Here is a 23,352-nt window from a genome sequence, read left to right on the forward strand (position 1 = left end):
CGCATTGTCCATGTGCGGTGATGACGCTAATCTAGGGCTAACATATGATGGGGATAAAAAAATGAGCGCAGTTTTAAAGATGAGTGCTGCAGAGCAAGGCAGAGCGATTGCCGCAGGCCGTCTGGATCCGGTTGAGCTCACCGAGGCCTATCTTGAGCAGATGGACGCGCATGCAGATACAAGCCGCATTTATGCTTGCAAAACGCCCAAGCGCGCGCGCGCTGAGGCTGAAGCGGCACAAAAGCGGGCGAAAACCGGCGGATTGAGATCGCCATTGGATGGTGTGCCGATCAGTTGGAAAGATCTATTTGACAGCGCAGAATATCCAACCGAGGCGGGCTCGGCCCTCTTGGCAGGGCGGGTTCCGGCGGATGATGCCGAGGTTTTGGCAAATGCAACGGCGCAAGGTTTGGTCTGCCTAGGCAAAACGCATATGTCAGAGCTGGCTTTCAGTGGTTTGGGTTTGAATCCAGTCACCGCGACACCAGCCTGTATTAATGATGCAGCGGCGGTGGCGGGTGGATCTTCTTCAGGGGCAGCGGCGTCTATCGCCTGTGATTTGGCCGCCGGAGCGATCGGATCGGATACGGGCGGTTCCGTGCGCATTCCGGCGGCCTGGAATGATTTGGTGGGCTTGAAAACCACAGCGGGTCGGGTCTCGGTTCATGGGGTGGTGCCGCTATGTGCTACGTTTGACACGGTTGGCCCGCTCAGCAAAACGGTTGAAGATGCCGGGTTGCTATTCGCGGCTTTGGAAGGCCGGAGCCCAGCGGATTTAACCGCAAGCAGTTTGCGTGGCAAACGCCTTGGCATATTGCAAACGGTTGCGTTTGATGAGCTGCGAGAGGCCCCAGCTATAGGGTTTGAAACGGCTTTGGCAAAGGTGACCAAAGCGGGTGCAATTGTTGAGGATATTGAAATTGAAGCGGTTGCCAAGGCGATGCCGCTAAGCCCGATATTGTTCGCTGCAGAGGCCTATGGCACGTGGAAAACGGTGATTGAAGCGCAACCCGAGGTGATGTTTGAAGAAATTTTAAATCGTTTTCGGGGGGGGGCTGATTTTGCCGCGTGTGATTATATCGCTGCCGCGCAAATGCTTGCGGCGTTGCGGCAGGACTATCTTGCGCTTACGGCTGGATATGATGCCATTTTATGCCCAACAGCGCCGATTTTACCGCCTAATGCCGCACGGTTGATGGAAGATGCCGACTATTATGTGAGTGAAAACCTGTTGGCGCTGCGCAATACACGGATTGGCAATCTTATGGGATTATGCGCGATCACCTTACCAAGTGGCATACCAAGTTGTGGGCTGATGCTGATGGGCCGGCCGGGCGCAGAAGAGGGTCTTTTGCGCCTTGCACAGGCTGCTGAGGCGGCAATTTTGGCTTAAAACAGCGCGCCCTAGGCGGAAAAAATGTTTTTTTGCCCTATTTGTTGATTTTTATTGGCTTTGTGTAGACGAAAGCGCTTTGCTTCGGTAGTCTGCCAGATAACGGGGCAAAATGATCCCGATTGATTGAGGCATATATGGCGTTTCCTGAGCGGTTTTCGAACCTTCCCGCTTATGCATTTCCGCGCCTGCGCGCGCTGTTAGACTCGCATCCGGCAGGTGGCGAGCCCATCGCCATGTCAATTGGTGAGCCCAAACATGCTTTTCCTGCGTGGATTCAAGACATCTTGGTCGCGCATATGTCTGAATTCAACGCCTATCCGCCCAATGATGGCAGTCCCGAATTGCTTAGCAATATCGCGGCATGGATTGCGCGGCGATATGGCGTTTGCGTCAATCCGCTGACGGATATTTTATCTTTGAACGGCACCCGCGAGGGGCTTTACAACGCCGCGATGGCGCTATGCCCAGAAGCCAAAGCTGGGCAACCGCCATTGGTTTTGCTGCCCAATCCCTTTTATCAGGTCTATCTTGCGGCGACCTTTTCGGTCGCGGCGCATCCGCATTTAGTGACCGCGCGTGCTGCAAACGGTTTTTTACCCGATTATGCTGGTTTAAGCCCTGACGTTCTTAATCGAACTGCCATTGCCTATATTTGCTCGCCCTCTAATCCGCAGGGGGCGGTGGCCCCGCCCGCCTATCTGAAATCTCTAATTGAATTGGCGGAAACCTACGATTTTAAAATTTTCGCGGATGAGTGTTATTCGGAGATTTATCGCAACGGCGCGCCGTCAGGGGCGTTGCAGATTGCAAAGCAGATTGGGGCTGACCCCGAACGGGTGGTGGTTTTCCATTCGCTGTCAAAGCGCTCAAACCTGCCTGGGCTGCGCTCGGGCTTTGCCGCTTCGGGGCCACAAACAATCGCGCGAATGAAACATTTGCGGGCCTATTCGGGGGCGCCTTTGCCATTGCCATTGCAGCGGGTGGCAGAAGCGGTCTGGGCAGATGAGCAACATGTGATCGAAAATCGCGGCTTATACCAAGAAAAATTCGATATAGCGGATGCGCTTTTCGGATCTGTGCCCGGTTATATCAGCCCAGAGGCTGGATTTTTTCTTTGGCTGCCTGTTGAGGATGGAGAACAGGCTGCGCTTAAATTATGGCGTGAAACCGGCATTCGCATTCTTCCGGGGGCCTATTTGGCGCGCGACACGGCCGATGGAAATCCCGGGCATGGTTTCATTCGGGTTGCCTTGGTGGCCCCAAAATCAATCACCGAGCAGGCGCTGACGCGGCTGCATGCATGTCTTTACACCTAAGAGGCCCCAATGGCATATCCTTCTGCACGAGTAAGACCCCCCATTTTTGACAGCGCGTTGCAGGCCGCTCTGGAACGGCGCGCGGTAGAGGTTTTGGGCCTAGGGCTTTTGGTTCTAAGCGGGCTGACCGCCATGATGTTCACCAGCTATGCACCTGAAGATCCCAGTTGGCTTTCCGCCTCTGACGCACCGGTACAAAATATCTTGGGTTCGCTTGGGGCGATGATTGCGGCTCCGATCATGCTGATTTTCGGTCTGTCCGCTTGGTCGCTGGTTGCGCTACAGGCCGTCTGGGGTCTGCGCTGCCTGTTGCATTGCGGCGCGCATCGGGCGTTGGGGCGGTTGATTTTTGCGCCTTTCGGCGTTGCGGTTTTTGCGATTTACGCCGCAGGGCTTGTGCCACCTGCCAGCTGGGGTAATAATTTTGGCCTTGGTGGTTTGTTTGGCGATATGGTTTTGAAAACGCTTTTGCGGCTGTCACCTTTGCCAGCGCAACCCACCTTAACCTATACATCTTTGGCAACGGGGATCACCTTAGTATTGATCGGGCTGTATTGTCTGGGCGCCTCGAAGCGCGAGCTTGGCCATGCGCTGGGGTTCCTGCGCGGGGGGGTGTTGCAAACCGGACGCGCAGTCGCAAGGGGTCTTGGCCGAGGAGGTTTGCGCGTGCTTGCAGCCCGTGACCAAAGGGGTGAGGCCTCTGCACCCTCGGATATTATCCGCCGAGGCGGAGATTCCGCTACATTCGTGCCCAAGGCCCCATCTGAGTTTTCCCAAGATTTGGCCGTGCCCCTCACTGAGGTAAAGCGGGGTTTATTTTCCAGATTGCCTGGATTTATCAAGCGCGAAGAAGAAGCCTCGCCCTTAGAACCACCGCTTAACAGCCATGCGCCAAGCTCTGCGCCGGCTGGCCCGGAAGACCGTTTGCAGGCGCGGATCAGTGATGCTGTGAAATCGCGATTACGGGTTGAACCCGCCTTTGAGGATGCCGCATCTGAGGCTCAGTCGCACGTGTTTCAGCCTCAAGACGCTTCGCCAGAAGGCGCCGTTGGAATGCCCTCGCAATTTGCACTGGGCGAGCCGCTTTTAACCGGATTGCGCCGGGAGCCGCAGCTTTCGGCGGATCGATCTTCGCAAGTCTTTCAGACTGAAGGGCAAGCTTTGGCCTCAAGTGCTGGAGATGAAGATGCGCCACCGCTTTATCCAGAGCCCGAATATGGCGAGCAGGATGTTAATCTTTCTTTGCGCTCTGCGATCCCCCGCCCCGAGGCGCGCACAATCGTTCACCCGCCACTAAAAGTGTCTCAAGCCCAATCGCTACGCGCACAGCAAGAAGCGCAGCCCAGCTTGAAATTTGAAGATCCCAAAACCGATTTTGAATTGCCGCCTTTGGGCCTTTTGGCTAGCCCGATCAACGTGGCGCGGCATCAATTGTCTGATGAATCGCTGGAAGAAAATGCGCGGTTGCTCGAATCTGTATTGGATGATTATGGGGTGAAGGGGGATATTGTCAGCGTGCGGCCTGGGCCGGTGGTCACGATGTATGAATTAGAGCCGGCACCGGGTTTAAAAGCCAGCCGTGTGATCGGCTTATCCGATGATATCGCGCGCTCAATGTCGGCCTTATCAGCCCGTGTCTCAACGGTACCGGGCCGGTCTATCATCGGGATAGAATTGCCCAATGACATACGCGAAAAAGTGGTTTTGCGCGAAATTCTTTCGGCCAAAGCCTTTGGCGATAGCAGCCACCGCCTGCCATTGGCGCTGGGAAAGGATATCAGCGGCGAGCCGATGGTGACCAATCTTGCAAAAATGCCGCATCTGCTGATAGCGGGCACCACCGGATCCGGTAAATCTGTCGCGATCAATACGATGATTCTGTCTCTGCTCTATAAGCTTACGCCCGATGAGTGCCGGATGATTATGATCGATCCGAAAATGCTGGAGCTCAGTGTCTATGATGGCATTCCGCATTTGCTCAGCCCAGTTGTGACCGACCCTAAGAAAGCTGTTGTGGCATTGAAATGGGTGGTTGGCGAAATGGAAGAGCGCTATCGGAAAATGTCAAAAATGGGCGTGCGCAATATTGATGGGTATAATGGGCGCGTGGCGGAGGCCTTAGGCAAAAACGAAATGTTCAGCCGAACCATCCAAACCGGATTTGATGATGCGACCGGCGAGCCAATTTTTGAAACCGAAGAATTTCTGCCCGAAAAAATGCCATATATCGTGGTGATTGTGGATGAGATGGCGGATTTGATGATGGTGGCCGGTAAAGAAATTGAAGCCTGCATTCAGCGCCTTGCTCAGATGGCGCGTGCGTCGGGTATTCACTTGATTATGGCCACGCAGCGCCCATCAGTTGATGTGATTACGGGAACAATTAAAGCCAACTTTCCCACCCGGATTTCGTTTCAAGTCACCAGTAAAATCGACAGCCGCACGATCCTGGGTGAAATGGGCGCCGAGCAGCTGCTTGGTATGGGGGATATGCTCTACATGGCGGGCGGTTCAAAGATCACCCGCTGCCATGGGCCTTTTGTGAGCGACACTGAAGTTGAAGAAGTGGTCAGCCATTTAAAATCTTTTGGTCCGCCCGATTACAAGAGCGGTGTTGTTGAAGGGCCAGACGACGATAAATCTGAGTCAATTGACCTTGTGCTGGGGTTAACCGGGGTATCTGAGGGCGAGGATGTGCTCTATGATCAAGCCGTGGCCATCGTTTTGCAGGATCGCAAATGCTCGACCAGCTACATCCAAAGAAAGCTTGCCATAGGGTATAATAAGGCGGCCCGCTTGGTTGAGCAAATGGAAGAGGAAGGCCTTGTTAGCCCTGCAAACCACGTTGGAAAGCGTGATATTTTGGTGCCAGAACAACCGTAATTCCGCGCGGGCGGTCACAAAATCGCGACTTTCGCTGGCGGTGGCCTCTGGGATGACTAGACTGCATATATGACACGTATATTTTCAATTTCCTTTGGTATTTTTTTGGGGTTAGCGGGCGTTGGTCACGCAGAAAAAGCCTCTTTGGCAGCTATTTCTGCGCACCTAAATAGTTTGCGCAGCATTCAGGCGACGTTTGTTCAAATTGGCGCTGACGGATCCTCTGCGCAGGGACAGTTTTTTATGAAGCGTCCAGGGCGCTTGCGCTTTGAATATCAAACCCCATCGGAAGTATTGGTGCTGGTCTCTGCCGGACAAATGGCGATTTTTGATCCTAAAGGTGATGGCGAGCCAACCAGTTTCACAACATCTGGAACGCCGCTTTCCCTGATTTTGCAGGATAGGATTGATCTTCAAAAATCTGCTTTGATTACGGATCATCGTTATGACGGGAAGCGAACAACTCTGTCTTTGCAACATCCCCAACATCCCGAGCGCGGGCAAATCACGCTTGTGTTGCGCCATAACCCATTAGAGTTGGCGCAATGGATTATTGAAACGCCTGAAGGTGATCAAACGTTACTTGCGCTTGAGGATTTACAGAAAGGTGTCTCGCTTAAAGATTCTATATTCAACATTTTTCTCAACATTGAAAAGCGCAAGCTGCGTTAAAGCCGCCCGCAGCGTGACAATTGCCGCTTATACATATCCGAGCGATTGGCCACTTTGTCCGCGATATTGATCAACCATTTTTTGCGCTTATAGCTGCCACGGGCAAATCCGGTTTGCCCCTCATGATAGGCTAGATATTGATTGCGTGCATCGGCCAGAGAGATCCCATTTCGCCGCTTTGTTTTGGTCATATACCAGCCCATAAAATCAGACGCGTCACGAATATTGCTGCGGCGGGCTAAGATCCGGCCTGTATCATCTTTATATTCGCTCCAAGTGCCATCTAGGGCTTGCGCATAGCCATATGCCGAACTTTGGCGGCCATTTGGAATGAAGCCCAGAATATATTTTCGCGGCGTTTTTGCTTTGCTTTTGAAACGGCTTTCTTGATGGATGATTGCCATTTGAACGTTGACGGGTATGCCCCAACGGCGCTTAGTTGCTTTGAAGGCGCGGGCAAATTGCGGTTTTTGATCTAAAATAGAGCAGGCATTGTCAAGATTGCCCGTTACATCGCCGGTGCTGAATATGCTGCAGGATCCCAGCGAAAAAACCAGGCATATGGCGATGATCGTTCTGCTCATGGTCATCTCAACTTTGTTTTTTTGCACGTTATCAAATTTCGGGTGGTTTCAAAAGGTCAAACCAGTGGCGCCAGCGCATTATTATGCCTCTATTTGGCACATTTAAACAGCGTCATATTTTGCAGCGCGGCCCTAAAAAAGATTTTCGCGCTTTGGCAATCGTGAAAACCGCTTGGATCGAAGCGCGGGCAAATTTACTGCTGGGCACTTGAAGCCGGAACGCGCAACGCGTAGAGTGAACGCCTGATGTATTTGAAAAATGCTAAATATCGCCTCGGGCAAGTTGTTTGCCATAAAAAACACCCTTTTAGAGGGGTGATTTTTGATGTTGATCCAGAATTCAGCAATACGGATGAATGGTATGAGTCGATTCCAGAGGATCATCGTCCGGTCAAAGAGCAGCCCTATTATCATTTGCTGGCAGAAAACGAACACAGTTTCTACGTGGCCTATGTGTCAGAACAAAATCTTGTGGAAGACCCTTCCGGCGAACCGGTCGATCACCCCGATATTCCCGATCTTTTCGGCCCCTTCGAAAATGGCCAATACCCGCTGCATTTTCAACTGAATTGATTCGTTGCGAGAGCGCCGGGTCAGTGACGCCTTCGCGTGATAAAACGCGGGCTTAATACCCCAGCGCGCAGCCATCTTTTCGGGGGTCCGAGGCGCCTTCTAGCACGCCGTTTTCATGCATCATAATCGCCTGAGCGCCGCCGATTGGTTCAATATCTTGTTCGATTTTATGGCCAATATCTGCTAATTTTTGCACCTCTTTTGGGTCATAGCTGCGCTCAACTTTCAAATGGCCCAATTCAGCAAAGCTGCGCGGCGCGTCCAATGCCGCCTGCGGCGCCATGCCGTAATCGAGCATATTCGTTAAAACGCGCGCATGTCCATTCGCTTGATATTGCCCCCCCATGACGCCAAAGGGCATCACAGGCTTTCCATCCTTGCACAGCATGCCGGGGATGATGGTATGCATCGGGCGGTGCCCGCCCCGCAATTCGTTGGGATGCCCGGGAATAAGGTTGAAACCTGCTCCGCGATTATGCATCAAAATCCCGAATTTATCGCTCGAGATGCCAGAGCCAAATGTGTTGAATATTGAGTAGATCAACGAAACCGACATGCGGTCTTTATCCACAACCGTAATGTAGACGGTATCTTTATGAACCGTCTCGCTGATCGCTGTCACATCCTGAATTACGGCATTTGGATTGATTAAAGCCGCCAGCTTTTCTGCGGTTTCTGGCGCAAGTAAATGCGCGCTGGCATCGCTCATCCGCGCATCCGCGATAAAGCGGTTGCGCGCATCATAGGCCAATTTGGTGGCCTCAGCTTCGATATGCGTGCGCTCAGCGCTGAAGGGGGGCAGAGCGGCAAGATCAAAATGCGATAATATGTTTAACAGCAAAATGGCTGTAGCGCCCTGACCATTGGGCGGATGCTCAACCAAATCCATTCCTTGATAATGGCCCGAAATCGGATCCGTGTAAAACGCGATTTGATCGCTGAAATCTTCCTGGGAATGTAGCCCACCAAGCGCTGTCAACGTGGCTAAGATATCCTCTGCAACGGCGCCGTCGTAAAAGCCGCTTCGGCCATTTTTTGCGATGGCGCGCAAAACTTCAGCTTGTTTTGGAAAGGCAATTTTTTGCCCTGCCTGAGGCGCTTTTCCCGATAGTAAGTAATCTGCTTTAGCGCTGCCTTGCAGCACATCCACGCTGCCGGCCCAATCATAGGCAACCCGCGGGGCGACGGGAATGCCCGCTTCGGCATAGTGAATGCTTGGCGCCAGCAGCGCATCAAGGCCAAGCTTACCCCAATCATCACTCAACTTACAGAATGCATCCACGGCGCCGGGAATGGTTATCGCCTCCACGCCGCGCTGCGGGATCACCTTATAACCTTGGTCGCGCAGCAATTGGGCTTGCAGCGCCTGCGGTGATTTTCCCGATCCGTTCATGGCGCGAATGTCATCGCTGCCCGCGGGTGAAAAGAGAACAAAACAATCTCCGCCAAGCCCGGTCATCTGCGGCTCGCAAAGCCCCAGCAAGACGGCCCCTGCAATCGCCGCATCCATGGCATTGCCGCCACGCTGCAATATCTCGAGCGCGGTTTTTGCAGCCAAAGGATGTGATGTCGCACACATGCCGTTTTCTGCGTAAACTGCGGAACGACCGGGAAAATGGAAATCGCGCATGAGGTCACCTTTTTATCACACCGTAACTCTATGTAACGTGGTCGGCTTTTAAAACAACATGAAACCGCGCTATTTGGGTGCCGCGATGTCGCAGGAAGGGCTTTTGCGCTCAAGGCGCGTTGATGGGCAGGCAGAGTCGCAAAAGATTTCGCCCGCTTTTATGGCGATACTGGATCCTTGTACAAAGCTGGAAGAGGATCATCCATCCATATCCGCTTTCAGAGGGGTTCAGCGGGTCTGTGCCCGAGGGCATTTTGGGGGGGTGATACGCGCAACCTGTATCGATCAGCGTGATTTCAATGCAGTTTTGGCAGCTGAGATGCCGTACCCTAAGTTGACCGGCGCTTTTAAAAGTCATCCCATGCTGAATGCTGTTGTTTAAAATCTCTGCGACAACCAATGATATCGGGAAAAATGCAAATGCAGCGCCTTGCGTTTCGTTCACCTTTTCGGCCATTCGTTCTAATATACCCCGGACCGGCCAAAACCCTTGCCTTTGATCAAAGGAAAAATTGATGCGGATATTCAATCCTCATCTGCCTTGAAAGCGGGCGATGCGCTGGCCGCTTTCAGCGCGGCTTCAGCAGTGGCATAAATATCAAAAACTTCGTCCATACGAGTCAGTTTGAAGACTTTGGCCACCTGTGGATGCAGGCTACAAATGGCAAGGTTGGGCGCGTTTTGCTGTGCGTTTTGCTGGGTCTTTTGCAAACTGATAAGCGCGCCAAGCCCCGTAGAATCAATAAAATTCACCTGCTCTAAATCGATGATCTTTCGCTGCAGGCTTGGCTTTAGTGCGCGGCGCACCAAATCCTTAAATTGAATCGCGGCGGCGGCATCAATCCGCTCTGCCTGAACTTTCAGATAAAGGCATCCGGGCTGATCAATAATTTTAAGTTGCATCGCTGACTTCTGTGTTATGCGCTGCGGCAACACTAGACGGCAAAGGTTACTTTTTTGTATGCCTATGCAAAAAGCGAGAGAGTTGATGGAAAACGTGGTGATATGCGGCGCGGCCAGAACGCCGATTGGTGGGTTTCAAGGTGCGTTTGATGCTGTGCCCGCAGCAAGGCTGGGGGGCGCGGCGATAGAGGCGGCTTTGCTGCAAACTTCTCTGAGTTCGGTGGATGAGGTTTTGATGGGCAATGTGCTTGGCGCAGGGCAGGGGCAAGCGCCGGCGCGACAAGCCAGTTTTCACGCCGGCCTTGGCACGCAGGTGCCTGCAACAACGTTGAACAAAATGTGCGGTTCGGGGATGAAGGCAACGATGATCGGCTTTGACCAGATCGCGCTTGGCCAAACACAGGTGATGGCGGTTGGCGGGATGGAGAGCATGTCAAACGCCCCCTATCTATTGCCCAAGATGCGCGGCGGGGCCCGTTTGGGGCATAGCCAAGTGGCAGATCATATGTTTTTAGATGGGCTAGAGGACGCGTATGAGAAAGGCCGCTTGATGGGCAGTTTTGCTGAAGATTGCGCTGAAAAATACCAATTCACGCGAGAAGCTCAGGATGATTATGCGTTGCGCTCGCTGATGCGGGCGCGTGAGGCTCAAAGCTCAGGGGCCTTTGAGAATGAAATCACCCCACTCAAGCTGGCGCGTAAAAAAGGCGATTATGCTGTGATGCAGGATGAACAGCCTTTAAACGCAAAGCCTGAAAAAATTCCGCATCTGAAACCCGCCTTTCGGGCAGATGGCAGCGTGACCGCGGCGAACGCATCTTCTATCTCTGATGGGGCCGCAGCCCTGATCTTATCAAGCCAGACGCATATGCAGCAGGCGGGTTTGCCTTGCCGCGCGCGTATTTTGGGCCATGCCAGCCACGCGCAAGAGCCTGCATGGTTCTCAACCGCGCCAATTTTTGCAACGCGTAAATTGTTAGATCGTTTGAACTGGCGGGTGGAAGATGTCGATTTATGGGAGGTCAATGAAGCCTTTGCGGTTGTTCCAATGGCCTTCATGAAAGAGCTGGATATTTCCGGAGATATCATCAACGTTCATGGTGGAGCCTGCGCGCTTGGACACCCAATTGGGGCTTCAGGCGCACGGATTATCGTGACGTTGCTGCATGCTATGGAGCGGCGCGATGTGAAGCGGGGTATTGCTGCTGTGTGTATCGGGGGCGGCGAGGGCACTGCGATTGCACTTGAGCGGCCATAATCTTCCAGGGCTGTGCTCATGGGCTGTTCACAGGCAGTCGCCTTTTTAAAGGGCTCTTTATGAAGGTCGCTCGCTGCGGTCGGCGCTGTCTTGGCGGGCGGCTTCATAGGCCAGAAGCGCGCGTTTGACTGGCAAACCCCAATGATACCCGCCCAAAGCACCCGTTTTGCGCAGCGCCCGATGGCAGGGGATCAACCAGCTTATCGGGTTGCGGCCGACCGCTGTGCCAACGGCCCGAACGGCTTTGGGAGCTTGGATCGCGCGCGCAATATCGGAATAAGTTGAAACATGCCCCGAGGGGATCTGCAGCAATGCCTGCCACACTTTGATTTGAAACGGGGCCCCGATTAAGTGCAGCTTGGCGCTGCTTTTGGGTTTGAACAGATCCTCAATTACGCTTGAAAGACCCGTTTGATCTGCTCTTAGAGCAGCCATTGGCCAGCGCGTGGCCATATCCTGAAATGCAGCCTCTCGACCAATATCAGTGGCAAATGCAAGGCCGCAGATCCCCCGATTTGTGCGCATCACCAACGTATCGCCAAACGGAGACGCAGCCCAACCATACGTAATCTCCAAAGCGGCGCCGGCTGCAGCAAATTCGCCCGGGGTCATGGCTTCCCAGCGGATAAAAAGATCGTGCAGTCGGCTGGTGCCGGATAAGCCCGTTATGAGGCTGGTTTCCAGCAGATTGTGGCGCGTTGCCAGCAAGTGCTTGGAATGTTCCAGCGTTAGATATTCTTGATACTTTTTGGGCGAAACGCCCACCCATTCTGAAAATAATCGCTGAAAATGCGCCGGGCTTAATTGCAGCCGCCGCGCCAATTCTGTCAGGTTCAACGGGTGATCCGCCGCGTCTATTTCGGTTAACGCCCGTTCTATCACGCGATATGAATAGGCTGTAGAATTTTTGCTCATGCGGTACCTTGTCACTATATGCGCTCAGAGTAGAAACCTTCGGGCCGAAAGGCGACCCGTTTCTTGCCTAAAATGTTGCAAAGCTCTTGTGAGTCGGGCGATTAAACGGCATATGCCTTCGATATGGTAAAGCAGCTTGATTATAAAACCATTCGGGAAATTTTTCAGCGGTTTCAAGCGGCTGATGCCGCGCCTGTGGGCGAGCTTGATCATGTGAATGTCTACACGCTTGTCGTCGCCGTGGCGCTGAGCGCGCAATCCACCGATGCGGGGGTCAACAAAGCCACGCGGGCATTGTTTAAAAGCGCTGACACGCCGCAGAAAATGCTGGAATTGGGCGAGGCGGGGCTGATTGAGCATATCAAAACAATTGGCCTCTATCGCAATAAGGCCAAGAACGTGATCAAACTGAGCCGGATATTGGTTGAGGAGTATGACGGCCAGGTGCCCAATTCACGCGCGGCCCTGCAATCTTTGCCCGGCGTGGGGCGTAAAACGGCGAATGTGGTTTTAAACATGTGGTGGCGGCATCCGGCGCAGGCCGTTGACACGCATATATTTCGCGTTGGAAATCGAACAAAAATTGCGCCTGGTAAAACCGTGGAGGATGTCGAGCGGGCAGTGGAGGATCATATTCCCGCTGATTTTCAATTGCACGCGCATCATTGGATGATTTTACACGGCCGGTATCATTGCAAAGCGCGTAAACCCTTATGCGCAACCTGTTTGATCCGCGACCTATGCGCCTATGAAGAAAAAGATCTATAATGCTTAAGGAGCAGTTTTTGTGAAAAAATACAAAGTTGTGGGTATTGGCAATGCCGTGGTTGATGTGATCAGCCAATCGAGCGATGCGTTTCTTCAGCGGATGGGTATTGAAAAAGGCATTATGCAACTGATCGAAAAAGAGCGTGCGGAAGCGCTTTATGATGCAATGGAAAACCGCGTTCAAGCGGCGGGTGGCGCGGTGGCGAACACGTTAGCAGGTTTGGGCGCGCTGGGCCTTGAAACGGCGTTTGTGGGGCGCGTCAGAGATGATGAGCTGGGGCGGTTTTACGCGCAAGCCATGCAGGAAGGTGGAACCGATTTTGTGAACCCACCAGTTCAGAATGCGCATCTACCAACCTCACGTTCGATGATCTTCACCTCTGCCGATGGGGAACGCTCGATGAACACCTATTTGGGAATTTCTTCCGAGCTGGGCCCCGAAGATGTTTCAGGCAGCGTGGGACAAGAGGCTGAATATGTGTTTTTGGAAGGCTATTTGTTCGATAAGGATAAGGGCAAACAAGCCTTTGTTGAGCTGTCGCGGGCTTGTCGTTCAGCCGGTGGCAAGGCCGGAATCGCGATTTCCGATCCCTTCTGCGTTGAACGGCACCGCGCGGATTTTCTGGATTTGATCGAGCATGAGTTGGATTACGTGATTGGCAATGATGCTGAGATTAAATCTTTGTTTCAAACTGATGATCTTGAAACGGCGCTGGCGAAAACTGCAGAGATTTGCGAGCTGGTAGTTTGCACCAGAGGCGGTGAAGGCGTGAGCGTGATCGCCAATGATGTGCGCGTGGATGTACCGGTTGATGAAATCACCCCGGTGGATGCGACGGGCGCGGGCGATCAATTCGCCGCTGGGTTTTTTTATGGATTGGTGACAAAACAGCCCATCGATATTTGTTGTAAAATGGGATGCATCGCGGCAGGCGAGGTTATTCGCCATATTGGCGCCCGGCCCGAAACCTCGGTGCGTGGTTTGTTTAAGGCGGCGGCGCTGTTGTAAGCTTACCCCAGGTTTCCCAAGAGGGTGGTATGCAGGTGGTCTAAATAGATTTCGCGCTCTGGACTCGCGTTTTTGGGATCGTTTAATCGATAGCCAAAAAGCTCAAAATCCTGCTGGTAAATGCGTTCCATCAGGAAAAGGGCTGTTTGATCAAAATAGGCCTCTATCGGTAGGTTTGAGGCGGTCGCTGCCTTGTTAAACTTGATATGTGATACGTGTTGTGGCCGATGATTTGGTGAAAGGTGATCAAAAATATAACTCATACCATGATCAAAATACTCAACCCAGATGATTTTATCAAAGCGCCCGCCCTGCCGAATAAAGTCACCGAGATGCGTGGCCATTGGGCGCCAATGAATATCAAGCTGGCCCGGGCCATCACTGCGGGTACAATCGTGGACAAAGACTAAAAAGCGACGAAAGGCTTTGATCCGGGCCTCGGAGTCGCCATAAAACGCGCGCTCTATCATATTTGGATCAAGACCATAGCTTTGGCTTAAGATCTCATGAATCTTTTGACTGTAAAACATGCCATCATCTTGTGGGCTGCAAATTTTGTCTAAAAATGCAGAAACGATGCGCGCATAGGGATTTCTCACGCAGCTGAATGTGAATGTTGTCCGCGCTGTCACATGCGTCATCAATATGTTGCGACTGGCCTCAAAATCCCATTTATGAAGGCCGGTTGTTAACCTGTGAAATTCCCCCTTTAAAAAGTGACCATGGTCAGAAAAATACAACAATTGCCCGATGCTGGAACAGGCGCATTTGGGCAGCGAGCGGTATAAAGCTGTTTCGCTTTTCGGCATCCAAAGCCCTGGTAAATCCATTTCTAAAATCTCAATATAAAAATTCAAAGGTGGTTCAAAACGAACTATAAAAACAGGCTAGCATAGTTTAGCCTGCGCGCGGTATTTTTGTTGTAGCCTCCGATCCTGACTAATTTTTCCTTAAAAGAGCCCGTTTAACGCTTTTGCCCTTTTGCGCATCCTGTTAGGATTTGCCCAAATTTTGAGAGTGAAGCCATGGGGGTGAAATGGGCTATACATATGATCCGAATAATATTTTTGCAAAAATTCTGAGGGGTGAAATCCCTAATAAAACGGTGCTAGAGACCGAGCATAGTTTGGCGTTTGAAGATATTCAGCCCCAGGCACCGGTGCATGTGCTGATTATTCCCAAAGGCCCCTATGTGAGTTTCGATCATTTTTCTGCGGCGGCCAGCGCCGATGAGATCGTTGATTTCACGCGCGCCATTGCGGCGGTGTGCCAGCAAATGGGGGTGGATCTGCCAAGCGGCGGTGGCTTTCGGGCGATCTCCAATGCCGGTGCAGATGGGGTGCAGGAAGTGCCGCATTTGCATCTGCATATTTTGGGCGGGCATGGCTTGGGGCGGATGCTGTCAGCCTTTTAAGCTGAACATTTTTTGTTTAAGCCGATTTGGTCAGCTCTAAAAATACGTCTTCAAGATCGGCTTGCGAGGTTCTGACATCACGAATGGCGATTTGATTTTGGCGTAGCATTTGAAACACCTCTTCGGCTGAGGTTTTCGTAGCGCTGTAGCGAATATTCAAAGATCCATCCTTATTCAGGCCGCTGGTCATATCCGGATGGGTTGGAAGCGTTTGAACCGGCTCTTCGGGCTGAATATGCATGGTTTTGCCATCGAGCTGCGCCAGCAGATTTGGCGTGCTGTCTTGCGCGATTAATTTTCCATGGTTCATAATTGCAATCTGATCGCACATTTTTTCGGCTTCTTCCAAATAATGCGTGGTCAGAATGATCGTCATGCCGGTTTCTTGGTTCAATCGGCGGACATTGTCCCAAAGTGTTTGCCGTAATTCGATATCAACGCCGGCTGTGGGTTCATCCAGAACCAATATTTGTGGGCTATGCACCAAGGCTTTTGCCAAAAGCAGGCGCCGGCGCATGCCACCGGATAATGACCGCGAATAGGCATCGGCTTTTTCGCTAAGGCCGACCATTGCAAGAATGTCGTCGCTACGACGTTGCGATTTTGGAATTCCGTAAAGTCCGGCTTGCACATCCAACGCGGCGCGTGGGGTAAAAAAGGGATCAAGGTTCAGCTCTTGAGGCATAACACCGATCGCCGCGCGCGATTGCCTTGGGTTCTTGTCTTGGTCAAATCCCCAAATTTTCACCTGTCCCGAGGTTTTCCGCACAAGACCGGCCAGAATATTGATTAAGGTTGACTTGCCCGCTCCGTTCGGGCCCAGTAACCCGAAAACGGCTCCCGCCGGGATTGCTAAATCTAAATCATAAAGGGCTTGCCGAGCTGGTTGGTTCTTATATGCGTTATAAATTTTTGACAGCCCAGAAATTTCCACTGCGGTATGTGGTAACATGCTCTTGACCCTTTGATCCATGATCGCTCATAAGGCAGGTAGCCTAAGCACGAAAAAAAGGGAATGGGAAATGACAACAGACGCACCAGAAACCAGAGTGGTAGATCAGTTTCGCATCGCCTGTGATGGCGGTGGAGGGGCGCTTGGCCATCCGCGTGTTTGGCTGCAGATACCCAAAGAAACCGGATGGGTAGAATGCCCTTATTGCGATTGTAAAATCATACATCGCGATTTTGCAGAGGCGACGCTGGGATAAGGCGCGACCTTGGCCGCCCAGGGGTCACCAAGATGGGGGCTGAGGGATCTCTCCATCAGAAGCGCGGCGCAGGTTCTGCGTCTGAATTGCTTTTAACGCGGGACATATCTTTCAAAGTAATGTCGCTTAATTTTACCCGCCTCTGAATTGCGCAACGGCGCCATCTTAAAAGCGACTATGCCCAAAGGGCAATGGTATTGGCTTTTGCAAACCAGACAAGCTGAGGCTTGCCCCCGGCCGGGCCTTACCAGGGGCAAAGCCGACCAGCCCGAAATGCATCTTTCTGGTTTTAAATCTGCAATATATTAGCGCCTACGGGCGGCGCGAATGAAGCCGGTCGCTTTGGCTTGGTTGCGGGCGGTGCCTATAAGATAATAAGAAGGTTCTCGTTTGCGGCTCCTTCCTGCCTCGCGGTTTTGCTTTTTCCGCCAAGCGGGCGCTGGGCGGCCATTCTTTTGCACGCAGGCCAAGTGGAGAGCATGTTCAAAGGATCACAAAGATGATGGTCAAGCTGCCGTTGCTCATGTAATCCTCTTGTAAAAATATTTGTTCAAAAAGGAAAACCCAGCATGAATTTTGGCAAAGGGCACCATTTGCACTTGATCGATGGCTCGGCTTTCATTTTTCGCGCCTATCATGCTTTGCCACCTTTAACCCGTAAATCAGATGGATTGCCTGTGGGCGCGGTGAGCGGGTTTTGCAACATGCTGCAGCGCTATGTTGAAGGCAATACTGGTCCCGATGCGCCCACCCATGTTGCGGTGATTTTTGACAAGGGCAGCCATACGTTTCGCAATGATCTTTATGATCAATACAAAGCAAATCGTGATGAAATGCCCGAAGATCTGCGCCCGCAAATGCCCCTGACGCGCGCCGCAACGCGCGCGTTCAATATCGCCTGCGAAGAGGTCGAAGGCTATGAGGCCGATGATATCATCGCAACCTTATCGGTTCAGGCGCGCGATGCAGGTGGGCGGGTGACGATTATCAGTTCAGACAAAGATCTTATGCAACTTGTTGGCGGCGGCGTTGATATGTTTGATGCGATGAAAAACCGCCATATTGACCGCGATGGTGTGTTTGAAAAATTTGGTGTTTTCCCCGAGCGGGTTGTGGATGTACAGGCTTTGGCCGGAGATAGCGTGGATAATATTCCCGGCGCACCAGGCATTGGGGTGAAAACTGCCGCGCTTTTGATCAATGAATATGGGGATCTTGAAACGCTGTTAGAGCGGGCTGAAGAGATCAAACAGCCCAAACGCCGCGCAACCTTGATCGATCATGCTGCGCAAATTCGCCTCTCACGTCAATTGGTCGAGCTGGATTGCGCCACGCCGTTAGACTTCACGCTGGATGATTTAGAAGTGCGCGCGCCCTATCCCGAAACCCTATTGGGTTTTCTGGCGGAAATGGAATTTCGCACATTAACGGCGCGTATCGCCAGCAAGCTGGGCGCGGAACCGCCCCAAATTGCCACCGCCACTGCGCTTGAAACGCCCACGCGTATCGAACAGCCGGCCTTTGACCGGAGCGTTTATTACTCGCTACATGATCTTGCCTCTCTTCAAGCGTGGATCGATAAAATCCGCCAGCGTGGCTACGTGGCCATCGATACGGAAACCACGTCTCTGGATGAAATGCGCGCTGAGCTGGTGGGGATTTCTTTGGCGGTCGAGCCGGGGGAGGCCTGTTATATTCCGATATCGCATAAAGACGGCAACAACGATGATTTATTCGGTTCGTCAAAATTAGCTGTGGGCCAAATGCAGATCGATCAGGTGATTGGGCTTTTGCAACCCATCTTGGAAGATCCGGCGATCCTGAAAATTGGCCAAAATATGAAATATGATGCCAAAATTCTTGAGCGGCAGGGCATTCGCATCGCGCCGATCGACGATACCATGCTGTTATCCTATGCATTGCATGCGGGCTTGCATAACCATGGCATGGACAGTCTATCACAGCGCTATTTGGATCACACGCCTATTCCGATCAAACAACTTTTAGGAAGCGGGAAATCGGCGGTTACCTTTGATCTTGTGCCGATTGAAGAGGCCACACCATATGCCGCTGAGGATGCTGATATCACGCTGCGCCTTTGGCAGCTTTTGAAGCCTAAATTGCATCTTCAGAAAGTGACTCGTGTTTATGAGGGGCTTGAGCGGCCTTTGATTCCGGTTCTGGCCCAGATGGAGATGACCGGGATCAAAGTGGATCGAGATACGTTGTCACGTATGTCCAACGCGTTTGCGCAGAAAATGGCAGGTCTTGAGGCCGAAATTCACGATATGGCGGGTGAAAGCTTTAATGTGGGCAGTCCAAAGCAACTGGGCGAGATTATGTTTGACAAGTTGGGCTATGAGGGGGGCAAGAAAGGTAAAACGGGCGCTTACGCCACCGGCGCGGATATTTTGGAAGATTTGGCCACCATTCATGACTTGCCCAAGCGGGTGCTGGATTGGCGCCAATTGAGCAAGCTCAAATCCACCTATACCGACGCGCTGCAGGATCATATCCACCCCGAAACGGGCCGCGTGCATACCTCTTACTCAATCGCCGGGGCCAATACTGGTCGTTTGGCCTCAACAGATCCCAATTTGCAGAATATTCCGGTGCGCAGTGAGGATGGCCGGCGCATTCGCGAAGCCTTTATTCCCGAAGAGGGCAAGGTTTTGGTCAGCCTGGATTACAGCCAGATCGAATTGCGCATTCTGGCGCATGTGGCGGGCATTGACAGTCTCAAGCAAGCCTTTCGGGAGGGCCAAGATATCCACGCTCTGACGGCTTCGGAAATGTTTGATGTGCCCTTGGACGAGATGACGCCGGATATTCGCCGGCAAGCCAAGGCGATTAATTTTGGCGTTATTTATGGTATTTCAGGCTTTGGGTTGGCGCGCAATTTGCGCATTCCGCGCAGCGAGGCACAAGGGTTTATCGATCGCTATTTTGAGCGGTTTCCGGGGATCAAAGAATATATGGACGATACGGTTGCCTTCGCCAAAGCCAATAATCGTGTGGAAACCCTGTTTGGCCGTGTCATCCATACGCCAGAGATCAATGCCAAAGGTCCAACCGCGGGCTTTGCCAAGCGCGCGGCGATCAACGCGCCGATCCAAGGCACTGCGGCGGATATTATCCGCCGAGCGATGATCCGAATGCCGCATTCGATCGCTGATTTGCCGGCGAAGATGCTTTTGCAAGTGCATGATGAACTGCTATTCGAAGTGGAACACCACGCGGTGGATCAATTGATTGATGCTGCGCGTGGGGTTATGGAAAACGCCGCAGATCCAATCGTGAAGCTGGACGTTCCCTTGATCGTTGATGCGGGGCAAGGGGCGCATTGGGCAGAAGCGCATTGAAGCAAAACAGTCATCTGTAAAGGGGATAAGAATGTCAGGGTTAAATAAAAATTTTATCGCGGGAGACTGGGTTGCTGGCAGCAGTGAAATTGAAAATCGAAGCCCGTCTGATCTTTCGGATTTAATCGGCTTGTTCGCGCAGGCATCGCCAGATCAATTGGATGCAACCTTGGCGCAAGCGCAGCAGGCGCAGCGCGAATGGGCAGCCTATGGGATCGAGCGCAAATATAACGTGCTGATGGCGATTGGCACCGAAATGATGGCGCGCGCCCAAGAGCTTGGCACATTATTGTCGCGCGAAGAGGGTAAACCCGTCGCCGAAGGCAAGGGCGAAGTGTACCGCGCCGGCCAGTTCTTCACTTATTATGCGGCAGAAACCCTGCGCCAAATGGGCGATACGGCAGATTCGGTGCGCGAGGGCATTGAAATTGACGTGCGCCGCGAGGCTGTTGGGGTGGTGGCGATCATTTCGCCGTGGAATTTTCCAACCGCTACCGCCTCTTGGAAAATCGCTCCGGCTTTGGCCTATGGCAATGCTGTGATTTGGAAACCAGCGAATTTAACCCCTGCTTCGGCCGTGGCGCTGACCGAGATTATTGCCCGCCAGGATATTCCAAAGGGCTTGTTCAGCCTTGTTATGGGTGCCGGGGGCAGCATCGGGCAGGCCTTGGTGGAAAGCCCGAAAGTAAACGCAATATCCTTTACCGGTTCGGTGCCTGTGGGCAAAGGCATTGCGGCGGCGGCAGTGCAAAACCTGACGAAAGTGCAGATGGAGATGGGATCAAAGAATGCGCTAGCGGTGATGGAAGATGCAGATCTTGATTTGGCCGTTTCTTTGGCGCTGGGCGGGGCCTATGGGGGATCCGGCCAAAAATGCACTGCGTCCTCGCGATTGGTGGTGCATGCGCGAATTCACGATGCGTTTGTTGAAAAAATGATTGCAGGTGCCCAGGCGATGGTGGTGGGTCATGCGCTTGAGCCTGGCACTCAAATCGGGCCTGTGGTGAGTGCCCAGCAATTGCAGGAAAACCTTGCTAACGTAGCCTTGGGGTTATCGGAAGGCGCCGAATTGGTCTGCGGCGGCCAGCAAGTTGAGCGCGCAAGCCAGGGATTTTACATGTCTCCTGGGCTGTTCATCAACAGCACCAATGCCATGCAGATCAACCGCGAAGAGCTGTTCGCCCCGTTAGCGGCAGTGATCAAAGTGGGCAGCTATGACGAAGCGCTGAGCGTGGTTAATGATACGCGCTTCGGGTTGACCTCTGGTATTGTTACCACCAATTTGGCGCGGGCTACGCATTTTAGGCGCAATGCCAAAACTGGCTGCGTGATGGTAAACCTGCCCACCGCTGGCACCGATTATCATGTGCCATTCGGCGGCAGAGGGGAAAGCTCTTACGGGCCGCGCGAACAGGGCAGTTATGCGGCTGAATTTTATACAACGGTGAAAACGGCCTATATTTCCTCGGGTATGCCTGCATGAGGATCATTGATAATCTGCAATACGCAAATTGGTCGGAAAAGATTTTTCGCCAAATGCGGGCGGGCGGCGTTGATGCGGTGCATGTCACGATTGCCTATCATGAGAATTTTCGCGAAACGGTTTTGAATTTTGAGCAATGGAACCGTTGGTTTGAGACCTATCCCGATTTAATCATGAAAGGCTTGACAGCTGAAGATGTCGATCGCGCTCGCACTAGCAACCGCACGGCTATTTTCTTCGGGTTTCAAAACCCCAGCCCGATTGAAGATGATATCGGGTTAGTGGAAATTGTGCATAATTTGGGCGCGCGGTTTATGCAGCTGAGTTATAACAATCAATCGCTGCTGGCCACGGGCTGTTATGAAGCGGCGGATCCCGGCATTACCCGTATGGGGCGGCAGGTGATTGGTGAAATGAATCGCGTTGGTCTTGTGGTGGATATGAGTCATTCTGCGGATCGCTCAACCATTGAGGCGGCCGAGATTTCAACGCGCCCGATCACCATCACCCATGCCAACCCTTATGAGTGGCAGCCCGCGTTGCGCAATAAGCGCCCTGAGGTGATCAAAGCCGTTACCGAGGCGGGCGGCATGATCGGATTTTCACTTTATCCGCATCATTTAAAAGATAAATCGGCCTGCACGCTTGAAAGTTTTTGTCAGATGATCGCCGAGGCGGCGGCGCGCTATGGGGCGCAGCATTTGGGGCTTGGCTCTGATCTGTGCCAAGATCAACCCGATCGCGTGGTGGAATGGATGCGCGTAGGCCGCTGGAGCAAAGCGATTGATTATGGCGAAGGCTCTGCCAGCGCGCCGGGATTTCCGCCAATGCCAAGCTGGTTTCAAGACAATCGTGATTTTGGAAATATCGCCGAAGGGCTGCGCAAAACAGGCATGTCAGAAGCGGAAGTGGCTGGTATTATGGGCGAGAACTGGTATCGGTTTTATCAGGAAAATTTTGGCGCTAAAGCGTAGTTTCTGATTTGCAACAGAGCCGTTTGCACGCTGTTTTTGTGCAGTCGCTTTAAAATTGGCGGATAGGTCATCTGGTAAAAGCGGTTGGATGGCCAAGAAACGCACATGCGGGGATGTAAACAAGGGGGCTTTGCTTTGAATTATCTGGCGTTACTTGGCACCAAAGGTGGCCCTGCGATCCGCCCCGGCTCTACAATGCCCACCGCGCATCTTCTGCACCTAGAGGGCTGCCCGATTATCATAGATTGCGGTTTGGGCGTGGCCCGGGGCTTGATCGATCAAGGCGTGGCGTTGAAAGATATCCGTCATATTTTCATCACGCATTTGCATTCGGATCATTATTTAGAACTGGGCCCTTTGTTGCACACGGCTTGGACAGCCGGACTCAGCAACATCGTGCAGATATACGGACCTGTCGGGCTTGATGCCTATTGGGCGGGGTTTCTGGCCTCGATGCAGGCGGATATCGATCTGCGGATCGCGGATGAAGGGCGCCCGGATTTGCGCGGGCTGGTGCGTTTTCATGGGATCGATACACCAGATGTGGTGCAACTGGGCGATATTCAGGTTTCGGCGTTGCGCAATATCCATCCGCCATTACTGGATACGTTTGCGCTGTCGTTTAAAACTGCGCGCTCGCATATCGTGTTTAGCGGCGATACGGCCTATTTTCCGGATTTGGCCGGTTTTGCGCAAGGCGCTGATCTGTTGGTGCATGAGGCGATGCTGGAGGCGGCGATTGAGCCGTTGCTGGCGCGGGTTGGCAATGGTGATGAACGCTTGCGGGCGCATTTTTATGCCGCGCATAGCACGGCGGCAGAGGCTGCAAAGATTGCGGTGGCTGCCAACGTAAAAGCCTTGGCGCTGAACCACCTTATCCCGTCGGACGATCCAGATTTTGGCGAAGCTGAGTGGCTGGCCGCCATTCGCCCGATATGGGATGGTCCGTTTTATCTGGGTCATGATGGGCTGCGGATCGCGTTTTGAAAACTTGGTCGCGTGTC

21 protein-coding genes are annotated in these 23,352 nt (G+C 52.6%); 14 read left to right on the forward strand and 7 right to left on the reverse strand.

Translation table 11 applies throughout. The features are described 5' to 3' along the window. Positions 1–61: 61 nt before the first annotated feature. The 4 genes from GN241_03260 (at position 62) to GN241_03275 (ending at position 6,267) form a co-directional block, all read left to right on the forward strand. Complete coding sequence (locus GN241_03260) at positions 62–1,393, forward strand: amidase (protein ID XAT56462.1); 1,332 nt, start codon at positions 62–64, stop codon at positions 1,391–1,393. Between the two features lie 137 nt (positions 1,394–1,530). Then, positions 1,531–2,712: an aminotransferase class I/II-fold pyridoxal phosphate-dependent enzyme gene (locus GN241_03265; protein ID XAT56463.1), complete on the forward strand. Its 1,182-nt coding sequence runs from the start codon at positions 1,531–1,533 to the stop codon at positions 2,710–2,712. 9 nt (positions 2,713–2,721) lie between these two features. Next, positions 2,722–5,595 carry a DNA translocase FtsK gene (locus GN241_03270; protein ID XAT56464.1) on the forward strand — a complete coding sequence of 958 codons (2,874 nt, stop codon included), beginning with the start codon at positions 2,722–2,724 and terminating at the stop codon, positions 5,593–5,595. 69 nt (positions 5,596–5,664) lie between these two features. Further along, the gene (locus GN241_03275) at positions 5,665–6,267 is read left to right on the forward strand and encodes an outer membrane lipoprotein carrier protein LolA (GenBank protein ID XAT56465.1); all 603 of its coding nucleotides are present in this window, start codon (positions 5,665–5,667) and stop codon (positions 6,265–6,267) included. Here the strand turns inward: GN241_03275 and GN241_03280 are convergent. Then, a complete protein-coding gene (locus tag GN241_03280) occupies positions 6,264–6,851 on the reverse strand; it encodes a transglycosylase SLT domain-containing protein (GenBank protein ID XAT56466.1) in 588 nt (195 codons plus the stop codon). The genes GN241_03275 and GN241_03280 overlap by 4 nt on opposite strands. A gap of 246 nt (positions 6,852–7,097) precedes the next feature. Here GN241_03280 and hspQ point away from each other — a divergent pair, with 246 nt between their 5' ends. Then, complete coding sequence (gene hspQ, locus GN241_03285; protein XAT56467.1) at positions 7,098–7,424, forward strand: heat shock protein HspQ; 327 nt, start codon at positions 7,098–7,100, stop codon at positions 7,422–7,424. Between the two features lie 52 nt (positions 7,425–7,476). On the opposite strand, the gene ggt is transcribed toward hspQ, so the two are convergent. The 3 genes from ggt to GN241_03300 all read right to left on the reverse strand — a co-directional run bounded on the left by ggt (position 7,477) and on the right by GN241_03300 (position 9,957). Further along, positions 7,477–9,054, reverse strand: coding sequence for a gamma-glutamyltransferase (ggt, locus tag GN241_03290; protein XAT56468.1), 1,578 nt, complete (start codon positions 9,052–9,054; stop codon positions 7,477–7,479). A 109-nt stretch (positions 9,055–9,163) separates the two neighbouring features. Then, positions 9,164–9,583, reverse strand: a complete 420-nt coding sequence (locus GN241_03295; GenBank protein ID XAT56469.1) for a hypothetical protein — start codon at positions 9,581–9,583, stop codon at positions 9,164–9,166. Next, positions 9,580–9,957 (reverse strand): anti-sigma factor antagonist, encoded by a 378-nt coding sequence (locus tag GN241_03300; GenBank protein ID XAT56470.1) that lies wholly within the window; start codon positions 9,955–9,957, stop codon positions 9,580–9,582. The genes GN241_03295 and GN241_03300 overlap by 4 nt, the downstream gene beginning before the upstream one ends. Before the next feature lie 85 nt (positions 9,958–10,042). Here GN241_03300 and GN241_03305 point away from each other — a divergent pair, with 85 nt between their 5' ends. Then, the gene (locus GN241_03305) at positions 10,043–11,215 is read left to right on the forward strand and encodes an acetyl-CoA C-acyltransferase (GenBank protein XAT56471.1); all 1,173 of its coding nucleotides are present in this window, start codon (positions 10,043–10,045) and stop codon (positions 11,213–11,215) included. Between the two features lie 57 nt (positions 11,216–11,272). On the opposite strand, the gene GN241_03310 is transcribed toward GN241_03305, so the two are convergent. Then, on the reverse strand, positions 11,273–12,130 hold the full coding sequence (locus tag GN241_03310; protein XAT56472.1) for a methylated-DNA--[protein]-cysteine S-methyltransferase: 858 nt from the start codon (positions 12,128–12,130) through the stop codon (positions 11,273–11,275). A 123-nt stretch (positions 12,131–12,253) separates the two neighbouring features. On the opposite strand from GN241_03310, the gene nth reads away from it, so the two are divergent. Further along, complete coding sequence (gene nth, locus GN241_03315; protein ID XAT56473.1) at positions 12,254–12,898, forward strand: endonuclease III; 645 nt, start codon at positions 12,254–12,256, stop codon at positions 12,896–12,898. Between the two features lie 19 nt (positions 12,899–12,917). After that, positions 12,918–13,907 (forward strand): adenosine kinase, encoded by a 990-nt coding sequence (locus tag GN241_03320; protein XAT56474.1) that lies wholly within the window; start codon positions 12,918–12,920, stop codon positions 13,905–13,907. 2 nt (positions 13,908–13,909) lie between these two features. Here GN241_03320 and GN241_03325 read toward each other — a convergent pair whose 3' ends face one another. After that, on the reverse strand, positions 13,910–14,764 hold the full coding sequence (locus tag GN241_03325; GenBank protein XAT56475.1) for a hypothetical protein: 855 nt from the start codon (positions 14,762–14,764) through the stop codon (positions 13,910–13,912). 179 nt (positions 14,765–14,943) lie between these two features. Here GN241_03325 and GN241_03330 point away from each other — a divergent pair, with 179 nt between their 5' ends. Beyond that, positions 14,944–15,321: an HIT domain-containing protein gene (locus GN241_03330; protein XAT56476.1), complete on the forward strand. Its 378-nt coding sequence runs from the start codon at positions 14,944–14,946 to the stop codon at positions 15,319–15,321. A 16-nt stretch (positions 15,322–15,337) separates the two neighbouring features. On the opposite strand, the gene GN241_03335 is transcribed toward GN241_03330, so the two are convergent. Further along, positions 15,338–16,294 (reverse strand): ATP-binding cassette domain-containing protein, encoded by a 957-nt coding sequence (locus GN241_03335; GenBank protein XAT56477.1) that lies wholly within the window; start codon positions 16,292–16,294, stop codon positions 15,338–15,340. Positions 16,295–16,343: 49 nt separating this feature from the next. Here GN241_03335 and GN241_03340 point away from each other — a divergent pair, with 49 nt between their 5' ends. The 5 genes from GN241_03340 (at position 16,344) to GN241_03360 (ending at position 23,335) form a co-directional block, all read left to right on the forward strand. Beyond that, positions 16,344–16,529, forward strand: a complete 186-nt coding sequence (locus GN241_03340) for a zinc-finger domain-containing protein (GenBank protein ID XAT56478.1) — start codon at positions 16,344–16,346, stop codon at positions 16,527–16,529. Positions 16,530–17,098: 569 nt separating this feature from the next. Beyond that, complete coding sequence (gene polA, locus GN241_03345; GenBank protein XAT56479.1) at positions 17,099–19,891, forward strand: DNA polymerase I; 2,793 nt, start codon at positions 17,099–17,101, stop codon at positions 19,889–19,891. Positions 19,892–19,922: 31 nt separating this feature from the next. After that, on the forward strand, positions 19,923–21,374 hold the full coding sequence (locus GN241_03350) for an aldehyde dehydrogenase family protein (GenBank protein XAT56480.1): 1,452 nt from the start codon (positions 19,923–19,925) through the stop codon (positions 21,372–21,374). Then, on the forward strand, positions 21,371–22,348 hold the full coding sequence (locus tag GN241_03355) for a membrane dipeptidase (protein XAT56481.1): 978 nt from the start codon (positions 21,371–21,373) through the stop codon (positions 22,346–22,348). The genes GN241_03350 and GN241_03355 overlap by 4 nt, the downstream gene beginning before the upstream one ends. Before the next feature lie 105 nt (positions 22,349–22,453). Then, on the forward strand, positions 22,454–23,335 hold the full coding sequence (locus GN241_03360) for an MBL fold metallo-hydrolase (protein XAT56482.1): 882 nt from the start codon (positions 22,454–22,456) through the stop codon (positions 23,333–23,335). Positions 23,336–23,352 lie beyond the last annotated feature (17 nt).

The organism is Rhodobacteraceae bacterium IMCC1335 (genome assembly GCA_039640495.1).
Taxonomy (GTDB): Bacteria; Pseudomonadota; Alphaproteobacteria; order Rhodobacterales; family Rhodobacteraceae; genus Thalassovivens.

Coding starts and splice junctions, on each gene's coding strand:
- hspQ (XAT56467.1), top strand. CDS start 7,098: ATGTATTTGAAAAATGCTAAATATCGCCTCGGGCAAGTTGTTTGCCAT.
- GN241_03355 (XAT56481.1), top strand. CDS start 21,371: ATGAGGATCATTGATAATCTGCAATACGCAAATTGGTCGGAAAAGATT.
- nth (XAT56473.1), top strand. CDS start 12,254: ATGGTAAAGCAGCTTGATTATAAAACCATTCGGGAAATTTTTCAGCGG.
- GN241_03280 (XAT56466.1), bottom strand. CDS start 6,851: ATGAGCAGAACGATCATCGCCATATGCCTGGTTTTTTCGCTGGGATCC.
- GN241_03265 (XAT56463.1), top strand. CDS start 1,531: ATGGCGTTTCCTGAGCGGTTTTCGAACCTTCCCGCTTATGCATTTCCG.
- GN241_03270 (XAT56464.1), top strand. CDS start 2,722: ATGGCATATCCTTCTGCACGAGTAAGACCCCCCATTTTTGACAGCGCG.
- GN241_03350 (XAT56480.1), top strand. CDS start 19,923: ATGTCAGGGTTAAATAAAAATTTTATCGCGGGAGACTGGGTTGCTGGC.
- GN241_03275 (XAT56465.1), top strand. CDS start 5,665: ATGACACGTATATTTTCAATTTCCTTTGGTATTTTTTTGGGGTTAGCG.
- GN241_03335 (XAT56477.1), bottom strand. CDS start 16,294: ATGGATCAAAGGGTCAAGAGCATGTTACCACATACCGCAGTGGAAATT.
- GN241_03310 (XAT56472.1), bottom strand. CDS start 12,130: ATGAGCAAAAATTCTACAGCCTATTCATATCGCGTGATAGAACGGGCG.
- ggt (XAT56468.1), bottom strand. CDS start 9,054: ATGCGCGATTTCCATTTTCCCGGTCGTTCCGCAGTTTACGCAGAAAAC.
- polA (XAT56479.1), top strand. CDS start 17,099: ATGAATTTTGGCAAAGGGCACCATTTGCACTTGATCGATGGCTCGGCT.
- GN241_03260 (XAT56462.1), top strand. CDS start 62: ATGAGCGCAGTTTTAAAGATGAGTGCTGCAGAGCAAGGCAGAGCGATT.
- GN241_03300 (XAT56470.1), bottom strand. CDS start 9,957: ATGCAACTTAAAATTATTGATCAGCCCGGATGCCTTTATCTGAAAGTT.
- GN241_03330 (XAT56476.1), top strand. CDS start 14,944: ATGGGCTATACATATGATCCGAATAATATTTTTGCAAAAATTCTGAGG.
- GN241_03340 (XAT56478.1), top strand. CDS start 16,344: ATGACAACAGACGCACCAGAAACCAGAGTGGTAGATCAGTTTCGCATC.
- GN241_03305 (XAT56471.1), top strand. CDS start 10,043: ATGGAAAACGTGGTGATATGCGGCGCGGCCAGAACGCCGATTGGTGGG.
- GN241_03360 (XAT56482.1), top strand. CDS start 22,454: ATGCGGGGATGTAAACAAGGGGGCTTTGCTTTGAATTATCTGGCGTTA.